This window comes from Ruegeria sp. AL3, from assembly GCF_056536065.1.
The window spans coordinates 354,860-374,818 of the sequence record NZ_JBQFJG010000002.1; the positions used below are offsets into that span (position 1 = coordinate 354,860).

Consider the following 19,959-nt stretch of genomic DNA (forward strand, 5'->3'; position numbering starts at 1 on the left):
GAGATAGAAGAAAACAGCATACAAAATCCCCTCTTTCGGAAAATGCGCGCCCTTGAATGAGATCGTCATGGTTTGCTCCTGTCATTTTGAGCACGCGCTACCAAGACGACGCTTGATCTGACAGGTGGGAACAGTGTTTGCGAAAGAGCCGAGCTGGACTGCAAATGTCCAGGACGGTTGACTAAACCCTTTTAATTGCAGTTTCGATTTGACCACAAAACTTATCAATATCGCGCTCCAGCATATCGCTTTCTCGGGTCTCATCTCTGACTGCGGATAGTTCATCTACAACAGCCCGCGCTTTCTTTTCTGGAGCCGCTTCAGCAATGCGCACCAAAGCTCGAATAAGGGCGGCCGTCACGAGGCCATTGCCCCGAGCGGCGCGTCTCAGAGCTGGCATCGAGTCGTTAAACAACGACTCTGCCGTGATGGATGGGTAAACCACCCGCACGGCTCCGTCGTCATCTCGATACACACCCGTGCAGAGCTTGGACGACCACGCACGGGCCAGAGAGGCCGACAGACGGTCGATGCAGACTATTGCGGTGAACGTGTCGTTGACACCCGGCGACAATGCCCGAAGTGCGATTTCAACGAGAAGATGGACAGAAAAACGGATATCTCCGTTAGGGTCTCGCGCGGGGATCAACGGAGCTGCCGCCGGCACCAGATCATTGAGGTTCTCATCAATATCACCATAAACATTGGCCAAAATGTCCGATGGAACCATAAAGTCACCAGGCTGCACATCAAAAACGACGACTGCTCCTGCTTGTTTGGCCGCATGCACCAGTTCTTCGGTGTTGATCGAGTTCACATATCCGGTGCCCGAAGCCGGGACCGGGCGCTTGTCTCCCTCCTCAGGAATTGCCTCTGAGGATGGAATATCTGCACTGTTTTCGATCGCGGTGCTCACTTGGCGATCCAAGGCTTCAGAAATCCGCGCCGCCTCCTGATCAATGGTTACGCGCGTCGATACTGTATGGACGAAGAGCAGCAGCAATAGAACTGAGACGATCGAATAGATTATGCCAACCACCACGGCTAGGTTCACTGATGTGTCATCGCGTACTAACCACAAGATCATCAAGCTGTATAAAAACGTTGCTCCAAGTGAACCAACTGCAATCTGGTTTACCCTGTCTTCGCCAAAACGCTGCAAGAGCCTGGGGCCAATAGATCCTGCTGCCAAAGTGTAGACCAGCAGAACAATGGAATAGACCATGACCAACGCGGACATGGATGCTGCCGAGATTGCGCTCAGTACATCGCTCGCAGTGCGATTGGAAACGCTGAGCCAATCGGAAGCGGACCAACCCCAACGTACGAGCGCTTGCTCGGTCTTGAAGACAATCCCAGCCACCAAAAGCCCTGAAAGACTTATGGCAGCAGGGATGGTTAGGAACCCGCGAAAGTATCTCACTAATTCTCTGGGTGTTTGCATTCCAGTCCCCATTCACAACACGCGCTTTCTTGACGAACCCTGCTTTACGCGAACCGGTCGGCCGCTTTTTTCAAAGCACTCTGCATGTCATTCCATGCAGCCTCGTAGCCCTCTTTGACATCTTCCCAGGCCTCGTCGCTGGTCGACTTCAACTCTTTCAGCTGAGCTTCTGCGTCAGACCTTACCTTGTAGAGCATGCTGAGTTGTTCCTCGAGCTCGATCTTGGCATCCGCTTCCGCCACTTTCAGCTTGGCTTCAAGAACATCAATCTGGGCATTCCAACTATCCAGTTGCAGCTGTGCCTTTTTCTCGTACCCAACGCGTGTCATCGTTTTTCCTTTCTTCGCAAACTGTGGTTCAGATCGACGGGAGCCGCCCACTAGGCCGCAACAATCGCCTTGAGCATCCAGACTGCTTCTTCATGCTTCGCCATCCTGGCGTTCATCAGATCCTCTGTAGCCCCATCGCCATAACGGGCGGCGGTCGCGGCAGTCTCACGCAGGTTCCGGGCAATCGCTTCGTGGTCTGCAACCAATTGTTTGATCATGCCCTCCGCATCTTTGACCGTCTCTTCTTCGGTCAATTTTGCCTGACTAACCATGTCAGTGAACGAAATCGGTGCCACCTGACCCAACGCGCGCACACGCTCGGCCAATTCATCAGCGGCCTCGAACAGGTCACGATACTGACGCTCTGTCAGCTCATGGATCGGCAGGAATAGTGGGCCCACAACGTTCCAATGTGTGCCTTGGGTTTTCACCATCAGGATCATTGTATCGGCCAGTATTTCCGTCACCGCGTTGGCGATCCACGCATTTTTGTCGATGCCTGTATCGTTCGTTTCTTCCTGAACTTCAGACTTCAATACTTGCTGTATCATATTCACTCCGTTTCGTTGCTTATGGAGTAAAAACTAAGGGGGACACAAAAAATTACAAATAAAAACATATACTTATTATGGGTATCCGACGCATCATGGGGTGCTTCATGATCCTGGGTATCCTGCCCCACATGCCAATATTGATGTAGACACGCAGGCCCAATGCCATACATGCTTGGAGTAACTGACGTAAGCTACTGAGGTCATGCCAGTGTCTGATCAAAATCGACCACCAAAGCGCACCGAAAAACTGCAACTGATGCTCGACCTCGAAGAGCTTAAAGTCATCGATGATTGGCGGTTCGAGAACAGACTGCCCTCCAGAGCGGCCGCCATTCGAGAACTCATCCGTCGCGGTCTGATTTCCAATGAGTTTGAAGAACCACCGACTGATGCGCCTTCCGGCGAGTTTCGTGTTGTGGATGAATGACAGGAACATTCACAGAGCCCCGCGCGAAAACCATTTTTGATTAAGGTGATGTTCAATTCTCACCTTCGCGCCGGTAGTTGACCAGCCTAGCGCGCCGCGAACACATTGGGGACGACTAGGAAGGGCTGTCTTCAGAATTAGTTCTTGGCGCCAGACTATCCTTCACATCGGGGCTGGCGCCCAGCCCGCTCTCGGCGTCAGCAAGAGAAATTGCCTCATCTTCACCGACAGCAAGGACGGCAGTTTCAGGCGTAACCACCCTTGCCGGAGCGCTGACGCGAAATGCGGTTTTGTCACTTTCAGGTACGGCTGACTTGGCCATAATCCGCCAGAACGTAAATACAATCATCAGGCAATGCGCTGCCACAGTTGTCATGAACAGGCCCTGTGGCCCTAATCCAGTCATTGCTACACCTGCTATCAGCGGCCCGACAATCGATCCCAGCCCGTAGACCATCAGCAACCCACCTGAAACCTGAATCGAGGTGCCCGGCGTAGCATGGTCGTTCGCGTGCGCAACGATGATTGGATACATCGCAAAAATTGCAGCGCCGAACATCCCGACCAAAGCAAGGTTCATGACGCGCGACTCCGGCGCAAGAAGGACGAAAGCCAGGTCCGAAGCGAGAGCCACACCCGCTGTAAACAGCAAGACTTTACGCCGGTCCATTCGATCACTTGCAAAACCAATCGGGACTTGCGCAAAGGCTCCGGCTAAAACCGGAATACTCGCGAACAAAGCAATTGCAGTAAGTGATAGCCCGACGCGATCCGCATACACCGCAGCAAGCGTCCCAAATGCTGCATTTGAAATGCCAACAAGAAAGACCGCGGCAACCGCAACTGGTGAGTTTCGCCACAACGCCGGCAGGTCGAGACGCACAGATGTCAGGGGTGCGGGCGACTCAGAGGTTGACAGGGCTGTTGGTATAAGCGCCAAACAATAGACCATCGCACCAATGGCAAAGAAGATGAAACCTGTTGCATCTCCCAGTGAGATAGCCATCTGACCGGCTGTCACCGCACCCAGGTTAACCATCGTGTAGACGCCAAAGACTGTACCACGCGTATTGGGTTCAACCTTATCGTTGAGCCAGGACTCGACGATCATTGCCGCGCCAGCAAAACAAAATCCTGAAACTGCGCGCGACGGTATCCAAGCCCACGATTCTACTACCACAGCCTGGAAAAGGATCGTTACGGCGGCAAGAGCACACATTACGCCGAAGGTTCGAATATGTCCTACTGCTCCAACAAGCCTTGGTGCAACAAGGCATCCTGCGACATAGCCAACTGCCCACCCCGTTCCCAAAAGGCCCAGAGAGCTGGCGGAAAAACCCTCGAAAGAGCCACGAACGGGAAGTATCAGACCATGGACACCACCTGCGAACAGAAGAAGCCCCGAACCAAGAAGTAACGCTGATATCGGTAAGAGCTGTCGGAACATCGGGTCCAGCCTAATGTCAAACTGAGAAATGAGAAGCTATTTTGCTCGCAATAGCGATTTGGCGAAGGTGATCAAGGCTTTCTGTACAGCAGTTTGGTCAACCTTTGGCAATCTACTTTCGCTACAACCACTTCGAGAGTTTGAATACGACGTAAAGTGCAATTCCGATGGCAACCGACGCCAGTGTCAGCGCCCAAAACGCAAAGGGCGCACTCAAGCCGGGCATGCCAGCAACATTCACGCCAAATAGACCAGTCAGAAATCCAAGTGGCAGAAAGATCGCGGCCACGACAGACAAGAGATAGCCGTTTCGAGCAAGCGCATTCGCGTGTTCGGCGTCCATTTGCTCCTGAAGGGCAGTCAAGCGATCCCGACTTGCGTCCAGTTCCTCAAGTGTACGGCGAGTGCGGTTCGCGGTTTCATTGACCAATACGGATGCGTCGCTGTGAATTACGCTACTTTTCAATGAGGACAAAGCGTCGAGCGCATCGCGTTGCGGGCTGATATAGCGCCGAAGTTTGATCACCGTTTGCCGCAATCGCGCAATGCTCTCTGGTTTGATTTCATTTCCTGAAAGTCCAACCTCTTCGAGAGAGTCTGTCTCGTCTTCAAGTTCAAGGGAAACAGCCTCAATCCGCTTTGTGAGCCCCGCAGCAAGTTCTGCCAAAAATGCACCGACACTTTCCGGCCCCGAACCGCTTTCGGCTCTTAGACGAAAATTGTCTGCTGCCCAGACTTTGCGCACACGGGCAGATACGATAGTTCTTTCTGTGGCCCAGAGCCTTAGTGAAACCATATCCTCCGGAGACGCGTCAGGGTTCAAGTTAACGCCGCGTAGGTTCAGGATGATGCCATCCTCGTGCAGATCACATCGTGGTCGCGTTTCGGATTGAAGCAATGCTTGCGCGGCTATGTTTGGCAGTTGTTCGGATGCCCATTGCCTCAAGCCGCTGTCGGCGAGGTCGAAATGAATCCAGCGGTAGCCGTTTTGCTGCCTTGCGAAGGGTTCTGGCCAATCTGAAGAGACAGGGACTGCTTGGCCCGCTACTATATCAAACGCACAGATGGGAGTGACTGTTTGTGTGTTCATTGGCGATCCTATTTTGCGTCGATTGGGAAGCCAATGCATGCCAAAGACTGCGCGCGGACAATTCCCTTAACTGGACGGACCATAAATGGTTTAGCGACCTATGCCACTATTGGTTACGGGCAGAACAAGGCGCATTGAACACTGAGAATTCCAAAACGCGTTCATCTTATGAAAGGTATCAGGTGAGCGATCAATCCGATGTGTGATGGGTCATTTCCCTCTGCGCTTCCAGTTCAGATTTATCATCGTCGTGAATACGCGCGAGGATTTGCACCGAGTGCACATTGGAAAAGGCCAGAACAAGTTTGATGTGTGTCCCAAGCCCTCTTCAAAAACTCTAAAGCTGAGAACCGATGGGCAGAATACCTAGAAAGCCGGCGACTATGTGATCCCAGGCAGAACCCGTCGGTTCTGAGCTATATTCGAGGACTTTGCCATCTGCGTCCCGTGTGCTCCATTTTAGCTGCCCTGCCTCCTCCAGCGTCACGCGATAGGTATATGCCGACAGTGCTTCGTCCAAAGCGCCTAAGGTTTGAATGGTCAGAGCTGGCGAGTCGATCAAAATGCCCATTTCTGTATTGATGTTGACCGAGCGAGGGTCCCAATTGAACGAACCGATGAACAGATACCGGTCGTCCACAGCAAACGCTTTAGAATGCAGGCCAGACCGAGACTGAGCCCAGTTAATACCACGACGTTGGACCTGATAGGCGTCCGGCCGCAATTCATAAAGCTCAACCCCGCTACGCAGCAATGCTCGGCGTTTCTTTGCGTAGTGCGCGTAGACTGGTGCGACATCGTTTGAAGCCAACGAGTTGGTTACGACTTTGACGTCGACACCGCGGTTTTCTAGTTCGTTCAACCACCTCACGCCATTGTTGCGTGGCACGAAGTAAGCAGAAACGATATTCACCTCACTTTCAGCGCTTTCGAAATACGGCAACAGTTGCGACGCAAGAATTGGACCTGAGTTCTCAAGCCCCGCGGCCTTGGAAGGTGGATCGACGTAGAGTTTTGCGGGCACCCAATCTAGTGACAGCGCGCCGCCTGCAAAGTTTTCCCTCGCCGATTTTCTCAGGGCCGCGCCGTACCGGGTTTGTTTTGCTTCCTCTACCAATTCACTCAACCTGTTTCTCGCTTCGCTAAGTGTGAAGTCTTCGGGTTCCCCGACAACCACGCGGGCCGGAACAGCGAATTCACTGTTCCAGTATGCGTCAAAGCTCTGCGATACTTCATTCACGACGGGACCGACGGCTAATACGTCCAAATCTGCATAGTTCATTTCTTCCCGTGCCAGAAAGTATTCGGCCCCGATATTGCGACCGCCTACAATCGTGAACACGTTGTCTGCGGTCATCGACTTGTTATGCATTCTGCGATTGATGCGTTTGAAATCCGTTAGTCCGGCAACGACTAGGCCTTGGTCACGCCAGAAAGGATTGAACAGGCGGATTTCAATATTCTCATGGTGATCCAACGCGGCTGTCATCGCGTCATAACCGGATGTATCTATGTCATCCAACAGCAGCCGCACCCGCACGCCTCGATCCGCAGCCTGCAAAAGGCTAGCCGCAAAAAGGTGACCTGTCGGGTCGTTGTGCAAAAGGTAGTATTGAGCGTCAATCGTTCGCTCAGCCGCAGCAGCCAACAAAAGTCGTGACACCAGAGCTTGCTCACCGTCACTGATTAATTTGACGCCTGAACGGCCGTCTTTGGGATCTCCCAGCCGATTGGCTGCTAGAGCCAATTCAGTGGTTGTGGCAGCGGGTAACGAAGTCGTTACCGTTTTTTCATAAATGCGAACTTTAGGAGCGCAAGCGACGAGAACAAGCGTGCAGCAGGCACAAAGAACTATAGTCCATGACTTCATCGGTTTCCTCCAGCAGTCACTCTTAAGTGACTACGCTTGAGGTCACGATTGCAAGTTTGTTCTATAAAACTTCAGGAGGTTTCATCGCATAGTGAGGATTTAACGAAACCTTGGTCGTCATCCTGTCAATTAGGGTCAGGACCCATTGATTTCAGCGGGGTTGCGTGACTCACGGTTCGAAAAACGGGCGGTGAACATGTCTGATCTGTTTTGGCTGACCGACGCCCAGATGGCGCGTCTTGGGCCCTTCTTGCCAAAGTCTCATGGCAAACCCCGCGTCGATGACCGGCGGGTGTTGAGTGGGATAGTCTTCATTAATCGCAATGGTTTGCGCTGGCGCGATGCGCCGAAGGAATACGGCCCGCATAAGACGCTCTACAACCGCTGGAAACGTTGGAGCCACAAGGGCATCTTTGCGCGGATGATGGCCGGATTGGCCGCTGAGCACGGAGAAGATAAGACCGTGATGATCCCCTCTCATCGAAACTGCGTTTCGACTGCCGGGCAGTGGACGCGACCTACCTGAAGGCGCATCCGAAGGATGCTGCCGAGAGGGGCCGAACCAAGGGCGGCATGAACACCAAACGGCGTGTCATCCGCGACAGCGAGGGGCGCCCACTCAACATGTTTGTGACGCCTGGGCAGATGAGTGATTACATCGGCGCACGAGCATTGTTGAGCAGCCTGCCAGATGTCGAATGGCTGCTCGGAGATCGCGGATATGACGCTGATTGGTTCCGGGAAACGTTGAAAGACAAAGGGATACGCATGTGCATCCCAAGCCGGAAGCAGCCAAAAAAAGCGGTGAAGTACGACAAGCGTCGCTACATAGTCGCAACCCCCCTCTCGTGACATTGCTGTGCAATGCACTGTCGGGCAGTGATACGAGATCATGTTCGGAAGGTTGAAAGATTGGCGACGTGTGGCAACCCGATACGACAGGTGCCCAAAGGTCTTCCTCTCAGCCATCGCACGGGCGGCTACCGTCATCTTTTTGGCTATGAATTCTGACCCTAGGTTATCGGCTAGGCGGATTGCGCCTGTCATCATCTTGCACGTCAAAATCCTCGCCTGAAATGACTGTCAAACTCATCAGGCGTTGGTCCATCCAATGCAGTAAGGTTTCGTTGCAATGACCGCGCGCTAGCTGTTCCCAACAGGACAGAGGCTGCCAACTCATGCCGTTTGGCAAAGTGAAGCGCCGCAGTTGCCAGTTGCAGCCCAAGCACCTCGGCTCTTGTTTGAAGGTTTTTAACCTGCTCGATGACTTCCGGTGATGCCGGGACATAATCATAGGTTGCTCCTTCGACCGGGCCGGTAGCGAGGATGCCCGAATTGAACACGCCGCCCAGTACCAGGCTGGTACCTAGCGCTCGGCATTTGGCGGTGAGCTCCTGTTCTGCCGATCGGTCCAGAAGTGTTAGTCGACCAGCCAACAGGATCACGTCGATGGGGCCATGGTCCATTACGTCGAGACAAATCTGGTTTTCGTTCACGCCCAGCCCGAAAGCCCGGATTTTGCCCTGCTCCTTCAACCTTACCAGCCGTTCATATCCCGACCCGAGGAAGGCTTCCATATGGGCGCTATTGTCCTGTCCGTGAGTGTATTCACCGATATCGTGGACATAGACGATATCTGCGTAGTTGGTATTCAGAAGGCCAAAACTGTGTTCCAGCGAAGCTTCAATCCCGTCGCCTGAATAGTCATAGCGCACCGCGTTGGGCAGCGGATCGACAAAGCCATCGGCCTCGACCATCGCTGATCCGGGTGACAGCACCCGCCCAACCTTGGTTGAAATGACGTATTCGTCGCGGGGATACCGCGTAAGGAAGCGGCCCAGTCGCATTTCGGACAGGCCGCGACCATAATGCGGTGCGGTATCGAAATAACGGATACCCGCGTCCCAAGCGCATTGCAGCACCTCATCCACCTGCGCGTCGGTCGCTGGGCGGTACAGGTTTCCGATACTCGCACAGCCAAACGATGCCTCGGTCACGCGCACACCGGTATTCCCAATGAGGTTCTGTCGCATCAGGCCGCTCCTTGCTCGGCGGTTTGCGTTGCAGATGGTTGATGTTGATAATCGGCGATCGAGCTTGCCTTCATCTCGATGGAAAACCCCGGCGCCACAGGTGCCTGATAGGCACCGTTCTCCACGATGCAGGGGTCGACGAAATGCTCGTGCAGGTGATCGACAAATTCGATGCGTTTGTCGTCTTTTTCACCGGTGATCGCCACATAATCGATCATCGACAGATGCTGCACATACTCGCACAGGCCCACGCCGCCGGCATGGGGCCAGACCGGCAAGCCAAATTTTGCTGCCATCAGCTGTACCGCAAGCACTTCGTTCAAACCGCCCAGACGACAGCTGTCGATTTGCACGAAATCAATAGCCTCGTTGGCAATGAACTGTTTGAACAGAATGCGGTTCTGGCACATTTCACCCGTCGCCACCTTGATCGGGGCAATTGCCTGACGGATTTTTCTGTGCCCAACCACATCGTCGGGGCTGGTGGGTTCCTCGATGAACAAAGGTCGCGCAAATGATAGTTCCTTGACCCAGTCGATAGCCTGATCGACCTCCCATACCTGATTGGCGTCGATCATGATGTTCATGCCCTCGCCCAGTTCCTCGCGGGCGATAGTCAGGCGGCGGATGTCGTCGGCCAGTTCGCGGCCCACCTTGAACTTGGTATGGGTAAATCCGGCCTCGCGCGCTTCGCGGCACAAGCGGCGCAGCTTATCGTCGGAATAGCCCAGCCATCCTGCCGAGGTGGTATAGCAGGGATAACCTTCGGCCCTCAGCTTTGCGATCCTGTCCGCCTTGCCCGGTTCGGCCCTGCGCAGAATGTCCAGCGCCTCGTCCCTGGTCAGAACATCGGTCATGTAGCGGAAATCGACAAGTTGCACGATTTCCTCGGGCGTCATTTCCCCGACCAGTTGCCAGACGGGCTTGCCGGCCTCTTTCGCCAGCAGATCCCAGACCGCATTGACCACCGCACCGGTGGCCAGATGGATTGCACCCTTGTCCGGCCCGATCCAGCGCAACTGGCTGTCGCCGGTGACATAGCGCCAGAACCGTCCCATGTCTTCGCGCGCCCAATCCAGATCGAGACCGACCAGCAGGTGCCGCATCGCCTCAATAGCGGTAATGCAAATCTCATTCCCTCGCCCGATGGTGAAGGTCAGGCCATGGCCCTGATACGCGCCATCGGTTTCCAGCACCACATAGGCGGCGGAATAGTCCGGGTCGGGGTTCATTGCGTCTGACCCGTCCAGCGAGTCTGAGGTCGGGAACCGCAGGTCGAAGGTTTTCAGGTCGGTAATGGTAACCATCAGCCCGCCACCACGTTCTGACGTTGAACACCCAGCCCTTCGATGCCAAGTTCAACAACGTCGCCAGGCTTCAGATAGGTCTGAGGGTTCTGCCCCATACCGACACCCGGAGGCGTACCGGTCGAGATTACATCGCCGGGCTGCAGCGACATGAATTGCGACAGGTGCGAGATAACGGTTGCCACGTCGAAATGCATGGTCCGGGTCGAGCCGTCCTGATAGCGGTGGCCGTTGACCTCTAGGTACATGGGCAGGTTCTGCGGGTCGGCAACCTCGTCCCGTGTCACCAGCCAGGGACCGATCGGGCCGAACGTGTCCGCCGACTTGCCCTTGACCCATTGGCCCGAGCGGTGCAGCTGGAAATCACGCTCGGACAGGTCGTTGATGACGCAATAACCTGCCACATGGTCCAGCGCCTCTTCGACATTGACGTATTTGGTGTGCTTGCCGATCACCACGCCCAACTCGACCTCCCAATCGGTCTTGACCGAGCTGCGCGGGATTTCGGTGTCGTCGTTCGGCCCGCAGATCGAGGAAGTGGCCTTGAAGAAGATCACCGGCTCCTGCGGCAGTTCCATGCCGCTTTCGGCGGCGTGGTCAGCATAGTTCAAGCCGATACAGATGAATTTTCCCACCTGGCCCACGCAGGCGCCGATACGCGGGTCGCCATCGACCAACGGCAATGAGTCAGGGTCGATGCCACGCAACTTGTCCAGCGCGGCGTCGCTTAGAGTGTCGCCCGAAACATCATCAACAACACCCGACAGGTCGCGAATGTTCCCTTCGGCATCCAGCAAACCCGGCTTTTCGGACCCGACCGGGCCATAGCGCAACAGTTTCATCTCTCAGTTCTCCTGCAAATCAAATGGACCAGCCGCCGTCGATGGCGTGGTTCTGTCCTGTGGTGAAGGCGCTGTCGTCGCTGGCGAGGTACAGTGCCAATGCCGCGATTTCTTCGGCGGTTCCGATGCGGCCCATCGGCTGACGTGCGATGAAGTCGTTCAGTGCCTGTTCATAGTTGCCGGTGGCGCGCAAACGTCCGTGCATCGAGGGGCTGTCAACGGTGCCCGGGCAGATCGCGTTGCAGCGAATGCCACGGGTGACATAGTCAGCGGCCACTGCCTTGGTGATACCGATCACCGCCGCCTTGGACGCGCAATAGGCAAACCGGTTCGGCACGCCCTTGATCGAGGACGCGACCGAGGACATGTTGATGATCGATCCGCCACCGTTGTCCAGCATTCCCGGCAGGGTCAGACGGATCAGCCGATACATCGCCTTGACGTTCAGATCAAAGCTGAAATCCCAGTCCTTTTCGTCACATTCCAGAATGGTGCCGTTCGCCACATAGCCCGCGCAGTTGAACAGAACGTCCAGCGGGCCGATATCTGTAACGGCGGCCTCTACTGCGGCGCCATCGGTCACATCCAGCTTCAGCGCAGTGACACGCGGGTTGTTAGCCAATTCCGCCAGCGCATCCTCGTTGATGTCGCTGGCGATGACCTCGCCCCCTTCGGCGGCGAACAGCTCGGCCGTCGCCCGTCCGATGCCCTGGCCTGCGGCGGTGATGAGTGTCTTTTTTCCGGCCAGACGGCCCGTTGTGTCAGTCATAGCTTTTAATCCGTGTGAAATACTTCTTGCATCATCGACCATTGCTCGCCCTCGGCGCGGCTGGCCAGAGGCGACTGGCAGGGGTCGGTATGGGTCCACCATTCCTGAGTCACCGGGTCCTTGGCCATCTTGGCCATATCCGCAGTGAAATCCTCGCCGTGATATTCCCAGTACCCGAACAACAGGTTTTCCGGCTCGCGCAGGAAGATGGTATAGTTGCGAATGTTGCTGTTTCTGATCTGCTTAAGAACCTGCGGCCAGACGGCGGCGTGCAGGCGCTTATATTCTTCGATCATCTCGGGTTTGACCCCGATTACCATGCCCATGCGCTGCATCATGCACCTTCCTTGACGGTTTTGACCTCGGAAAGCCGCGAAATCGCATCCCAATCCCAATCGATACCCAAACCGGGTTCATCAGAAGGGATGGCGTGACCGTCCTCAATCCGGATTGGGCCGTTGGTCACGGTGTCCAATTGCGGGATGTATTCCAGCCATTTTGCGTTAGGGATAGCGCAAACCAGCGGCAGGTGCAGCTCCATCAGGAAATGCGGACAAACCATGACGTTGAACGCCTCGGCCATGTGCGCCACCTTCAGCCACGGGGTGATGCCACCAATCCGGGCCACATCCACCTGCACGATCGAGGCCGCGCCCATTTGCAGGTAATCCTTGAACTGGCTCAGCGAATACATACTTTCGCCCACCGCAATCGGCACGCTGGTGTGTTGCGCTAGTTGCACATGGCCTGCCACATCATCGGCGGGCAGCGGTTCTTCGAACCAGCCTATCCCGTGCTCCTCGAGAACCCGCGCCCGGCGGATCGCTTCGGACAGAGTAAAGCCCTGATTGCCATCGGTCAAAATCTCGTACCCGCCACCCAGGGCAGACCGGACCGCCCCCAGACGCGCGTCATCTTCGCTCAGGTGATCGCGGCCGATCTTGATTTTTGAGCCGCGAAAGCCCTGTGCCTGCATCGCCAGCGCGTCATCGACCAGCGCCTGCGTTTCCAGATGCAACCAGCCGCCCTCGGTGGAATAAAGTGGCACTTTTTCGCGCGATCCCCCGGCGGCTTTCCAAAGCGGCAGCCCTTGCTTGCGGCAACGCAGATCCCAAAGCGCGGTGTCGATGGCGGCCAGCGCCAACGAGGTGATTGCGCCCACCGCTGTCGCGTGAGTGGCAAACAGCAGGTCGCGCCAGATGCCTTCGATCCGGTCTGGGTCGCGCCCGGTCAGCATCGGGGCCAGCGTGTGTTCCAGCAGCGCCATGACAGATGGCCCACCTGTGCCAATGGTATAGGAATAGCCCGTACCACTGGCGCCGTCGCTGTCATAGACAGTAAGGATCGGGGTTTCTTGACTGACAAAGGTCTGGATGGCGTCGACCCGTTTCACCTTGGGCACCAAATCGATCATGCGCAGTTCAATATGAGTGATTGTCGCCATGCTTACCCCCGGATCGCCTTGCCCGATGCAGCGTCAAAGACATGGGTCTTGTCCAGCATCAGGCGGAACTTCATCGCCTCGCCCGGAGCGACGGGGCGCGGATTGAACATCTTGGCCTGGACCTCGACCCCGGCCAGGTCGGCGAACAGCAGCGTCTCGGTGCCAAGCGGTTCCGTCAGCGTGACGGACAGGTCCAGCTCTGCGGTCTCGCCTTCTTCCTCGACCGAGTGGCCCACTGGCATCAGGTTGTCGGCGCGGAAACCGAACCGCACCTTTTGGCCGTCGCGAACAAGTGACCGCGCGGATGCGGGAACGGACAGCTCGATACCGCCATTCAGACGAAGGGTGCCACCGGACACCTCTCCATCGACAAGGTTCATCGGCGGCGAGCCGATGAAGGTCGCCACGAAGGTATCTACCGGCGTGTTGAACAGGTCCAGCGGGGTGCCGACCTGCACTATATGGCCGTCGCGCATCAGAACGATTCGATCCGCCAGCGTCATCGCCTCGACCTGATCGTGTGTTACGTAGATAATGGTGTTGCCGACCTTCTGGTGCAGCTTCTTGATCTCGACCCGCATCTGGGTGCGCAGCTTGGCGTCAAGGTTCGACAGCGGCTCGTCAAACAGGAACACGTCGGGGTGCCGCACGATGGCGCGGCCCATTGCGACGCGCTGGCGCTGACCGCCCGACAGTTCGGCGGGCTTGCGCTCCATCAACTCGTCCAGTCCCAGAATGCCCGCCGCCTCGGCCACGGATTTGGCAATCTCATCCACGGGCCGCTTGGCGATCTTCAGTGAAAAGCCCAGATTTTCGCGCACGGTCATATGCGGATACAGAGCATAGTTCTGGAACACCATCGAGATGTTACGTTCGCGCGGGGGCAGGTCATTGACGACACGGCCGCCGATGGCGATCTCGCCGCCGGAGATTTCTTCGAGTCCGGCAATCATCCGCAGCGTCGTCGACTTGCCGCAGCCCGAAGGGCCGACCAGCACGACGAACTCTCCGTCATGGATGCCCAGGTCGATGCCGTGCACAGCCTGATGCTTGCCATATTTCTTGACGACATTGGAAAGGGTAACTTCAGTCATTTTCTTATCCTTTGACGCCGCCGAAGGTCAGGCCGGCAATCAGGTGTTTCTGGACGATGAAGGTCAGGACCAGCGCGGGCACGATCATGAGAACCGCAAGCGCGCACATTCCCCCCCAGTTGATGGTAAATTCGGCGGTAAAATCCAAAAGACCCACAGGCATCGTCTTGGACCCGACCGAGCGGGTCAGCTGCGACGCCAGCGCGAATTCGTTCCACGAGGTGAGGAAGGCAAAGATCGCCGCCGAGGCAACGCCCGAGCGCGCCACCGGAAATTCCACCCTCCAGAATGCCTGCCAGCGGGTGCAGCCGTCAATTTCCGCCGCTTCGTGCAGCTCTTTCGGGATCTGGCGGAAGAACCCGTCGGTCAACCAGATGGTGAACGGCACGTTCATCGCCACATAGGCCAGGATCAGGCCGAAATGGGTGTCGATGATGCCGACCCGGGCAAACACGATGAACAGGGGCAGCGACAACGCCACACCGGGAACCGCGCGGAACAGCATCAGCCCGACAAAATAGCCCGATTTGCCCTTGAAGCGATAGCGGGCAAAGGCATAGCCGCCCGACATGCCGATCAGGATCGCGATAAAGGTTGAGACGACCGAAACGATCAGCGAGTTGCGGAAATAGCTGAACACTGGCACACCGCCCTCGCCCGCGCCGCCGAACATGGCGCGGTAGTGGTCTAGCGTAAAGCTGGGGGTCCAAACCGGCGGTTTGGCCATAATCTCGACCGTTGGACGGAACGAGTTGAGAACAATCCAGAGCCCGGGAATGCAAATGATCGACATAATCAGGAACAGCCCGATGAAGTGCGCAGTTTTCAGGGCGCGGCGGCGATTGCGATGTGCTAGATTGCGGTCCATTGGCCCTACCCCGCCATTCCCAGTTCAGCACGTGCGGCGCTGAGCTTGCGGAAGAAATAGATGGTGAAGAGGATCGACAGCAGGATCGAGACATAACCCATCGCGTTCGCCAGCCCCATGCGGGCATCGACATAGCCGGTGCGGCTCATCAGCGTCCACAAAAGCTCGGTCCGCCGAGCGGGGCCACCACCGGTCATGATCTGCACGATGTCATAGGCCCGTGCGACGTCCAGCGAGCGGATGGTCATGGCAATAAAGATGAAGGGCATCAGGAACGGCAGAGTGATGTGGCGGAAGGTCTGCCAAGCGGTGCAGCCATCGACCTTGGCGGCCTCCAGCGGGTCACGCGGCATGGCGAACAGACCGGCCAGGATCAGAATGGCGAAGACGGAGGTGCTCATCCAGATTTCCGCGAACATGATCGAGAACATCGCGAGGTTGCCGTCCACCAGCCACGGCAGCGAGGCATTCTGAAAGCCCACCGATTGCAACGCGTTGTTCACCAGCCCGATGTTGTCGTTGAAGATGAATTTGAACTGAAAGCCCACAAGGATGGGCGAGAACATCATCGGGAACATCAGGATCGTGCGCAGCGTGCGCTGGCCCCATGTAACCTTGTTCATCATCAGCGCAATGCCCAGTCCCAAAAGCAGTTCCAGATTCAGAACGATGGTCAGAAAAAGCACTGTGCGCCCGAACGCTGCCCAGAATTTCGCATCGGTCAGGATTTTTTCATAGTTGAAGAACCCCACCCATTTCCACAGCGTCGACGGCCGCGTCAGCTTGTACGGCGTAAAGCTGGAATAGAGTGAGAATATGAGAGGGATCAGAACAACTGCGGCAATCACGATGATCGCAGGCAACAGAAGGACTAACCACTCGGGCAAGCGGCGGCGGGTCATAGTGCACCTTTTAGGGGTCTTTGGGGTTCACCCGCGGCGGAACACCCGCCGCGGATACTTGCGGGTCCGGGTTTAGTAGTAACCAGATTCCCGCATCAGTTCGTCCACCGCAGCCGCGGCATCGTCCAGCGCCTGCTGCACAGTCTTGTCACCAACGATGGCGGCCTGCAGTTCCGGAAAGACCAGGTTTGTGGTCTCGCCCCATTCCGGGATCGGCGGCACCGCAAAGGCGTATTTCGCACCTTCGGCAAACGCGGCCAGAGCTTCGGCGCGGAATGCGTCATCACCAGCTTGCGCAGCGGCGACGTTGGCCTCCCAAACGGCTGTCCGTGTCGGCAGCGAGCCACCAGCGCTTTCGGCCAACTGGCTTTCCTCGCTGGTCAGGAACTGAACAAGCGATACTGCGGCGTCTTTGTTTGCACAGTCACTGGTGACCGAGAACCCGTGATGCCCGGACCAACCGGTCCGCGTCGCCGAACCCATGGGTTGCACAGCAACGCCGACGTTGCCAGCAGCCTTGGACGATTCCGGATCGTTGAAGAACCCGGCCCAGCCCGGCCAGTCCAGGTTCAGCGCCACGGTTCCACTGGCAAAGCCCTGCCCCAGATCGTCCCACACATAGGACGTCGTGCCAGCCGGAACCGCCTTGGCCTCGTACAGGTCTACGAACCACTGCAGCGCGCGCTGACCTGCCTCGGAATTGAAGATTGGTTTCTTGTTTTCGTCCAGATAGTTGCCGCCCTCGGCGACAACCATCTCATAGAACCGACCCACGATGGCCTCATCCTTGCCTGCATACTGAGTGCCGTAGAAATTCGGAGGGTCGGCAAAAAAGATCGCCTGATCTTTGACCTGCTCCCACGTCTCGGGAACAGCCAGATCATAGCCGTATTTTTCCTTGAACGCGGCGGCCTTGTCGGCGTCTTCATAGTTCGACTTCAGGTAATAAAGCACTGAAACGTCAAACTGCGCGCGCGGCAGCATCAAAAGCTGGCCGTCGACCGTCGAGGCGCCAATGTTGCCCGGAACGAATTCGGCAATGGTTTCCGCTGGAACCAGCTCGTTCAGATCAACATAGAGCCCTTCATACTGGGGCGCAAAGGAAGAGTGGTTTGAACCCACGCACCAGCTGGTGGTCCCAGCGGCCATGTCCGACTTGATTTCCTTGTCGATCTCGAAGTGGCTTTTTTTCGAAATAATGTCGACCTTGGCACCGGTCGCAGCTTCCCATTCGGCAATACGGCCATAGAGACCTTCGTATTGTTGTCCGCCGATCAGTTTCGCCTCGATGGTCACGCCATCAAAGTTCCCCCAATCCGACGCACTTGCCGATTCGACGGCCGCGACCATCGCTGTTCCAACCATCAAACCCATTAAAATGCTGGATTTTTTCATCATGTCCTCCCTGATGCAATCAAGCGATGCTTGTTGTTTGTTCGTATTTAAAACATTTATTCATCTATAAATCAATGTTGACTTAGCCTTCCCAATGACTGAAAATCAATCAGGAATATTGCGCGACAGGGCACTGTATGGACGACATCACCGACAAATACCGCGCACCCGCGCTGGAAAAAGGCCTGGATATCATCGAGCTTTTGGCTGACCACGGTGAGGGACTGACCCAGGGAGAGGTCGCAAAGGCGCTGGAACGGTCCCCGTCTGAGATTTACCGGATGCTCTCGACACTGGTACGGCGCGGGTATGTCATCCGGTCCCTGTCAGGCGATCGATATTCACTTGGCCTGAAGATGTTCGCTATTTCGCAGCGACACCCGCCGATTGGACGGGTAATCGAAAGTGCCCTGCCCCGTATGCGCGCGATAACACGAAAAACTTGGCAATCCTGCCATATGGGAATGGAAAGCAACGGTGATATCGTGATCGTGGCCTCAGCGGAGTCTCCGGGCAATTGGGGCCTTGCGCTGAAAACCGGAACCGTCGTGGGGCTGGGGAATACAGGCTCTGGCCGGGTGCTGGCGGCCTTCCGTTCAAATGAAGAAGTCGAGGACCTGATCGAGCAGCACCGCCTTGCCGTAGGTGAACCCCCGCTGGACCGTAGCGAGTTCATGGAGCATATCGCCCGCATCCGGCGCTTGGGCTATGAAAAAATGCCGTCTGCAACTGCGATCGGTGTAACCAATGTGGCTTTCCCGATTTTTGGCCCGGGCGGCAGGGCCGCAGCGGTGCTGAGCTGCCCCTATCTGGAACGTGTCGACGATCTGAAAGTCCCCTCTCTGGACGAAATCGTGAATATGCACCGGGAACTGGCCCGGGAACTGACGTTGCTTCACGGTGGATCAACACCGGAATTCGGAGCCGCTTAAGGCGGCTTAACAAAAAACATGATCAGAGGTTTTAGCATGGTCATCGACACGCATCAGCATTTCTGGAAGCTCGATCGAGGCGATTACGGCTGGCTGACACCCGAGCTTGAAACGCTATATCGCGATTTTCTGCCCAAGGATTTGAAACCTTTGCTGGACGAGGCGGGTATCAGTGGAACCATCGCGGTTCAGGCCGCCGATACTGAGGCCGAGACTGAATACCTGCTGTCTCTTGCAGACACGCATGACTGGATACGAGGGGTTGTCGGGTGGGTGGACCTTGCCGCCGAAACGGCACCAGCCTCGATCGCGCGATTGGCGGCCCATCCAAAGCTTCTTGGACTACGCCCGATGATACAGGACATTCCCGATGACGCTTGGATGCTGCGCGATGATCTGCGTCCGGCTATCGCTGCCATGGTCGAAAATGATCTGACATTCGATGCTCTGGTATTGCCCCACCATCTACACCATCTCAAAGCGTTTCTGGCAAAATACCCCGATTTGCGAGTCGTCATTGACCATTGCGCCAAGCCCGAAATCCGCAATGGGGCCTATGAGGGCTGGGCGCAGGACATGGCTGACATTGCCGAAAACACGCAGGTGTTTTGTAAACTGTCGGGCATTGTGACCGAAGCCTCGACCGATTGGAAGCCAAGCAGCCTTGAGCCTTACATTGCCCACATTCTTGGCATTTATGCCCCAGAGAGGCTGCTGTTCGGCAGCGACTGGCCGGTTCTTAACCTCGCCTCGGACTACAAATCGTGGCACGAGATCGCCATGGGTGCCATGGGTGACGCAGCAAAAAGTATCCTCTCGCAAAGTCCGAAAGCGGCCTACCCTCGTTTGTCCAGCTAAAACATAGAAGACAACCCGATTGAGCGGGCCTCAATTGATGTTGACAAAAAGGGCTCAAATCCGCCGACAAACATGCTTCAAGCTTGTATCTGAGAGGGAGACCAGCTTCGGCAAATGCACTTTTCACATCCGTCCTGTGTCTTGCGCCGTGCGTGGCAGACCGTTGGAAAGGCTGGGTAGAAAACGACTGGAGCTTTGGTCGCCAAGGGCCAGGCCATCTGCTTTAGCCTTGATGTGCAAAAGAGCAGCCTGATGTGTCGAAAAATTTACCCACTTTCAAGCAGCTTCCAATTCCCATGTCGCCCATCCAATAAAGTGGCAAAGTCGTTGGTCGGCATTCTCTCTCTGCAACCC

19 protein-coding genes and 1 pseudogene are annotated in these 19,959 nt (G+C 56.1%); 4 read left to right on the forward strand and 16 right to left on the reverse strand.

Annotated elements, in window-relative coordinates; all coding sequences use genetic code 11:
* Positions 1 to 181: 181 nt before the first annotated feature.
* From ACR3E6_RS18095 to ACR3E6_RS18105, 3 genes are read right to left on the reverse strand one after another with little or no spacing between them, the layout of a single operon-like run.
* Positions 182 to 1,456, reverse strand: a complete 1,275-nt coding sequence (locus ACR3E6_RS18095) for a DUF2254 domain-containing protein (RefSeq protein ID WP_480488547.1) — start codon at positions 1,454 to 1,456, stop codon at positions 182 to 184.
* 32 nt (positions 1,457 to 1,488) lie between these two features.
* Positions 1,489 to 1,773: a sll1863 family stress response protein gene (locus ACR3E6_RS18100; RefSeq protein WP_171637212.1), complete on the reverse strand. Its 285-nt coding sequence runs from the start codon at positions 1,771 to 1,773 to the stop codon at positions 1,489 to 1,491.
* A gap of 50 nt (positions 1,774 to 1,823) precedes the next feature.
* On the reverse strand, positions 1,824 to 2,324 hold the full coding sequence (locus ACR3E6_RS18105; RefSeq protein WP_171171700.1) for a Dps family protein: 501 nt from the start codon (positions 2,322 to 2,324) through the stop codon (positions 1,824 to 1,826).
* A 259-nt stretch (positions 2,325 to 2,583) separates the two neighbouring features.
* On the opposite strand from ACR3E6_RS18105, the gene ACR3E6_RS18110 reads away from it, so the two are divergent.
* Positions 2,584 to 2,754, forward strand: coding sequence for a hypothetical protein (locus ACR3E6_RS18110; protein ID WP_480488550.1), 171 nt, complete (start codon positions 2,584 to 2,586; stop codon positions 2,752 to 2,754).
* 115 nt (positions 2,755 to 2,869) lie between these two features.
* Here the strand turns inward: ACR3E6_RS18110 and ACR3E6_RS18115 are convergent, their stop codons facing one another.
* The 3 genes from ACR3E6_RS18115 to ACR3E6_RS18125 all read right to left on the reverse strand — a co-directional run bounded on the left by ACR3E6_RS18115 (position 2,870) and on the right by ACR3E6_RS18125 (position 7,161).
* Complete coding sequence (locus tag ACR3E6_RS18115; RefSeq protein ID WP_171637216.1) at positions 2,870 to 4,201, reverse strand: MFS transporter; 1,332 nt, start codon at positions 4,199 to 4,201, stop codon at positions 2,870 to 2,872.
* 121 nt (positions 4,202 to 4,322) lie between these two features.
* Positions 4,323 to 5,291, reverse strand: coding sequence for a zinc transporter ZntB (locus tag ACR3E6_RS18120; RefSeq protein ID WP_171637219.1), 969 nt, complete (start codon positions 5,289 to 5,291; stop codon positions 4,323 to 4,325).
* A 337-nt stretch (positions 5,292 to 5,628) separates the two neighbouring features.
* Positions 5,629 to 7,161, reverse strand: a complete 1,533-nt coding sequence (locus ACR3E6_RS18125) for a phospholipase D family protein (protein WP_480488552.1) — start codon at positions 7,159 to 7,161, stop codon at positions 5,629 to 5,631.
* 196 nt (positions 7,162 to 7,357) lie between these two features.
* Here ACR3E6_RS18125 and ACR3E6_RS18130 point away from each other — a divergent pair.
* Positions 7,358 to 8,161, forward strand: a pseudogene (locus ACR3E6_RS18130) (IS5 family transposase); the annotation flags it as partial.
* Between the two features lie 58 nt (positions 8,162 to 8,219).
* On the opposite strand, the gene ACR3E6_RS18135 reads toward ACR3E6_RS18130, so the two are convergent.
* The 10 genes from ACR3E6_RS18135 to ACR3E6_RS18180 form a co-directional block, all read right to left on the reverse strand.
* Entirely contained in the window at positions 8,220 to 9,194 is a 975-nt protein-coding gene (locus tag ACR3E6_RS18135; RefSeq protein ID WP_171725144.1) for an aldo/keto reductase, read from the reverse strand.
* Complete coding sequence (locus ACR3E6_RS18140) at positions 9,194 to 10,501, reverse strand: L-fuconate dehydratase (RefSeq protein ID WP_171725143.1); 1,308 nt, start codon at positions 10,499 to 10,501, stop codon at positions 9,194 to 9,196. The genes ACR3E6_RS18135 and ACR3E6_RS18140 overlap by 1 nt, the downstream gene beginning before the upstream one ends.
* Positions 10,501 to 11,343 carry a fumarylacetoacetate hydrolase family protein gene (locus tag ACR3E6_RS18145; RefSeq protein ID WP_171630703.1) on the reverse strand — a complete coding sequence of 281 codons (843 nt, stop codon included), beginning with the start codon at positions 11,341 to 11,343 and terminating at the stop codon, positions 10,501 to 10,503. The genes ACR3E6_RS18140 and ACR3E6_RS18145 overlap by 1 nt, the downstream gene beginning before the upstream one ends.
* Before the next feature lie 19 nt (positions 11,344 to 11,362).
* The gene (locus tag ACR3E6_RS18150) at positions 11,363 to 12,112 is read right to left on the reverse strand and encodes an SDR family oxidoreductase (protein WP_480488555.1); all 750 of its coding nucleotides are present in this window, start codon (positions 12,110 to 12,112) and stop codon (positions 11,363 to 11,365) included.
* 5 nt (positions 12,113 to 12,117) lie between these two features.
* On the reverse strand, positions 12,118 to 12,450 hold the full coding sequence (locus ACR3E6_RS18155; protein ID WP_253283369.1) for an L-rhamnose mutarotase: 333 nt from the start codon (positions 12,448 to 12,450) through the stop codon (positions 12,118 to 12,120).
* Positions 12,447 to 13,556: a mandelate racemase/muconate lactonizing enzyme family protein gene (locus ACR3E6_RS18160; RefSeq protein WP_480488557.1), complete on the reverse strand. Its 1,110-nt coding sequence runs from the start codon at positions 13,554 to 13,556 to the stop codon at positions 12,447 to 12,449. Before ACR3E6_RS18160 ends, ACR3E6_RS18155 begins: the two co-directional genes overlap by 4 nt.
* Before the next feature lie 2 nt (positions 13,557 to 13,558).
* The gene (locus ACR3E6_RS18165; protein ID WP_209835590.1) at positions 13,559 to 14,650 is read right to left on the reverse strand and encodes an ABC transporter ATP-binding protein; all 1,092 of its coding nucleotides are present in this window, start codon (positions 14,648 to 14,650) and stop codon (positions 13,559 to 13,561) included.
* A 4-nt stretch (positions 14,651 to 14,654) separates the two neighbouring features.
* Positions 14,655 to 15,518, reverse strand: a complete 864-nt coding sequence (locus tag ACR3E6_RS18170; RefSeq protein ID WP_171630711.1) for a carbohydrate ABC transporter permease — start codon at positions 15,516 to 15,518, stop codon at positions 14,655 to 14,657.
* A 5-nt stretch (positions 15,519 to 15,523) separates the two neighbouring features.
* Positions 15,524 to 16,420 carry a carbohydrate ABC transporter permease gene (locus tag ACR3E6_RS18175; protein WP_480488560.1) on the reverse strand — a complete coding sequence of 299 codons (897 nt, stop codon included), beginning with the start codon at positions 16,418 to 16,420 and terminating at the stop codon, positions 15,524 to 15,526.
* A 72-nt stretch (positions 16,421 to 16,492) separates the two neighbouring features.
* Entirely contained in the window at positions 16,493 to 17,815 is a 1,323-nt protein-coding gene (locus tag ACR3E6_RS18180) for an ABC transporter substrate-binding protein (protein WP_480488562.1), read from the reverse strand.
* Positions 17,816 to 17,952: 137 nt separating this feature from the next.
* On the opposite strand from ACR3E6_RS18180, the gene ACR3E6_RS18185 reads away from it, so the two are divergent.
* Together ACR3E6_RS18185 and ACR3E6_RS18190 are read left to right on the forward strand one after the other, a co-directional pair.
* Entirely contained in the window at positions 17,953 to 18,747 is a 795-nt protein-coding gene (locus ACR3E6_RS18185) for an IclR family transcriptional regulator (protein WP_171630722.1), read from the forward strand.
* An 18-nt stretch (positions 18,748 to 18,765) separates the two neighbouring features.
* Positions 18,766 to 19,605 (forward strand): amidohydrolase family protein, encoded by an 840-nt coding sequence (locus ACR3E6_RS18190; RefSeq protein ID WP_245218236.1) that lies wholly within the window; start codon positions 18,766 to 18,768, stop codon positions 19,603 to 19,605.
* Positions 19,606 to 19,959: the final 354 nt, after the last annotated feature.

Bases quoted from the DNA above. Each gene is read 5' to 3' on its own strand.
- ACR3E6_RS18155 (WP_253283369.1), bottom strand. From the start codon at position 12,450: ATGATGCAGCGCATGGGCATGGTAATCGGGGTCAAACCCGAGATGATC.
- ACR3E6_RS18150 (WP_480488555.1), bottom strand. From the start codon at position 12,112: ATGACTGACACAACGGGCCGTCTGGCCGGAAAAAAGACACTCATCACC.
- ACR3E6_RS18140 (WP_171725143.1), bottom strand. From the start codon at position 10,501: ATGGTTACCATTACCGACCTGAAAACCTTCGACCTGCGGTTCCCGACC.
- ACR3E6_RS18185 (WP_171630722.1), top strand. From the start codon at position 17,953: ATGGACGACATCACCGACAAATACCGCGCACCCGCGCTGGAAAAAGGC.
- ACR3E6_RS18145 (WP_171630703.1), bottom strand. From the start codon at position 11,343: ATGAAACTGTTGCGCTATGGCCCGGTCGGGTCCGAAAAGCCGGGTTTG.
- ACR3E6_RS18180 (WP_480488562.1), bottom strand. From the start codon at position 17,815: ATGAAAAAATCCAGCATTTTAATGGGTTTGATGGTTGGAACAGCGATG.
- ACR3E6_RS18100 (WP_171637212.1), bottom strand. From the start codon at position 1,773: ATGACACGCGTTGGGTACGAGAAAAAGGCACAGCTGCAACTGGATAGT.
- ACR3E6_RS18165 (WP_209835590.1), bottom strand. From the start codon at position 14,650: ATGACTGAAGTTACCCTTTCCAATGTCGTCAAGAAATATGGCAAGCAT.
- ACR3E6_RS18170 (WP_171630711.1), bottom strand. From the start codon at position 15,518: ATGGACCGCAATCTAGCACATCGCAATCGCCGCCGCGCCCTGAAAACT.
- ACR3E6_RS18105 (WP_171171700.1), bottom strand. From the start codon at position 2,324: ATGATACAGCAAGTATTGAAGTCTGAAGTTCAGGAAGAAACGAACGAT.
- ACR3E6_RS18110 (WP_480488550.1), top strand. From the start codon at position 2,584: ATGCTCGACCTCGAAGAGCTTAAAGTCATCGATGATTGGCGGTTCGAG.
- ACR3E6_RS18120 (WP_171637219.1), bottom strand. From the start codon at position 5,291: ATGAACACACAAACAGTCACTCCCATCTGTGCGTTTGATATAGTAGCG.
- ACR3E6_RS18175 (WP_480488560.1), bottom strand. From the start codon at position 16,420: ATGACCCGCCGCCGCTTGCCCGAGTGGTTAGTCCTTCTGTTGCCTGCG.
- ACR3E6_RS18160 (WP_480488557.1), bottom strand. From the start codon at position 13,556: ATGGCGACAATCACTCATATTGAACTGCGCATGATCGATTTGGTGCCC.
- ACR3E6_RS18190 (WP_245218236.1), top strand. From the start codon at position 18,766: ATGATCAGAGGTTTTAGCATGGTCATCGACACGCATCAGCATTTCTGG.
- ACR3E6_RS18115 (WP_171637216.1), bottom strand. From the start codon at position 4,201: ATGTTCCGACAGCTCTTACCGATATCAGCGTTACTTCTTGGTTCGGGG.
- ACR3E6_RS18095 (WP_480488547.1), bottom strand. From the start codon at position 1,456: ATGGGGACTGGAATGCAAACACCCAGAGAATTAGTGAGATACTTTCGC.
- ACR3E6_RS18125 (WP_480488552.1), bottom strand. From the start codon at position 7,161: ATGAAGTCATGGACTATAGTTCTTTGTGCCTGCTGCACGCTTGTTCTC.
- ACR3E6_RS18135 (WP_171725144.1), bottom strand. From the start codon at position 9,194: ATGCGACAGAACCTCATTGGGAATACCGGTGTGCGCGTGACCGAGGCA.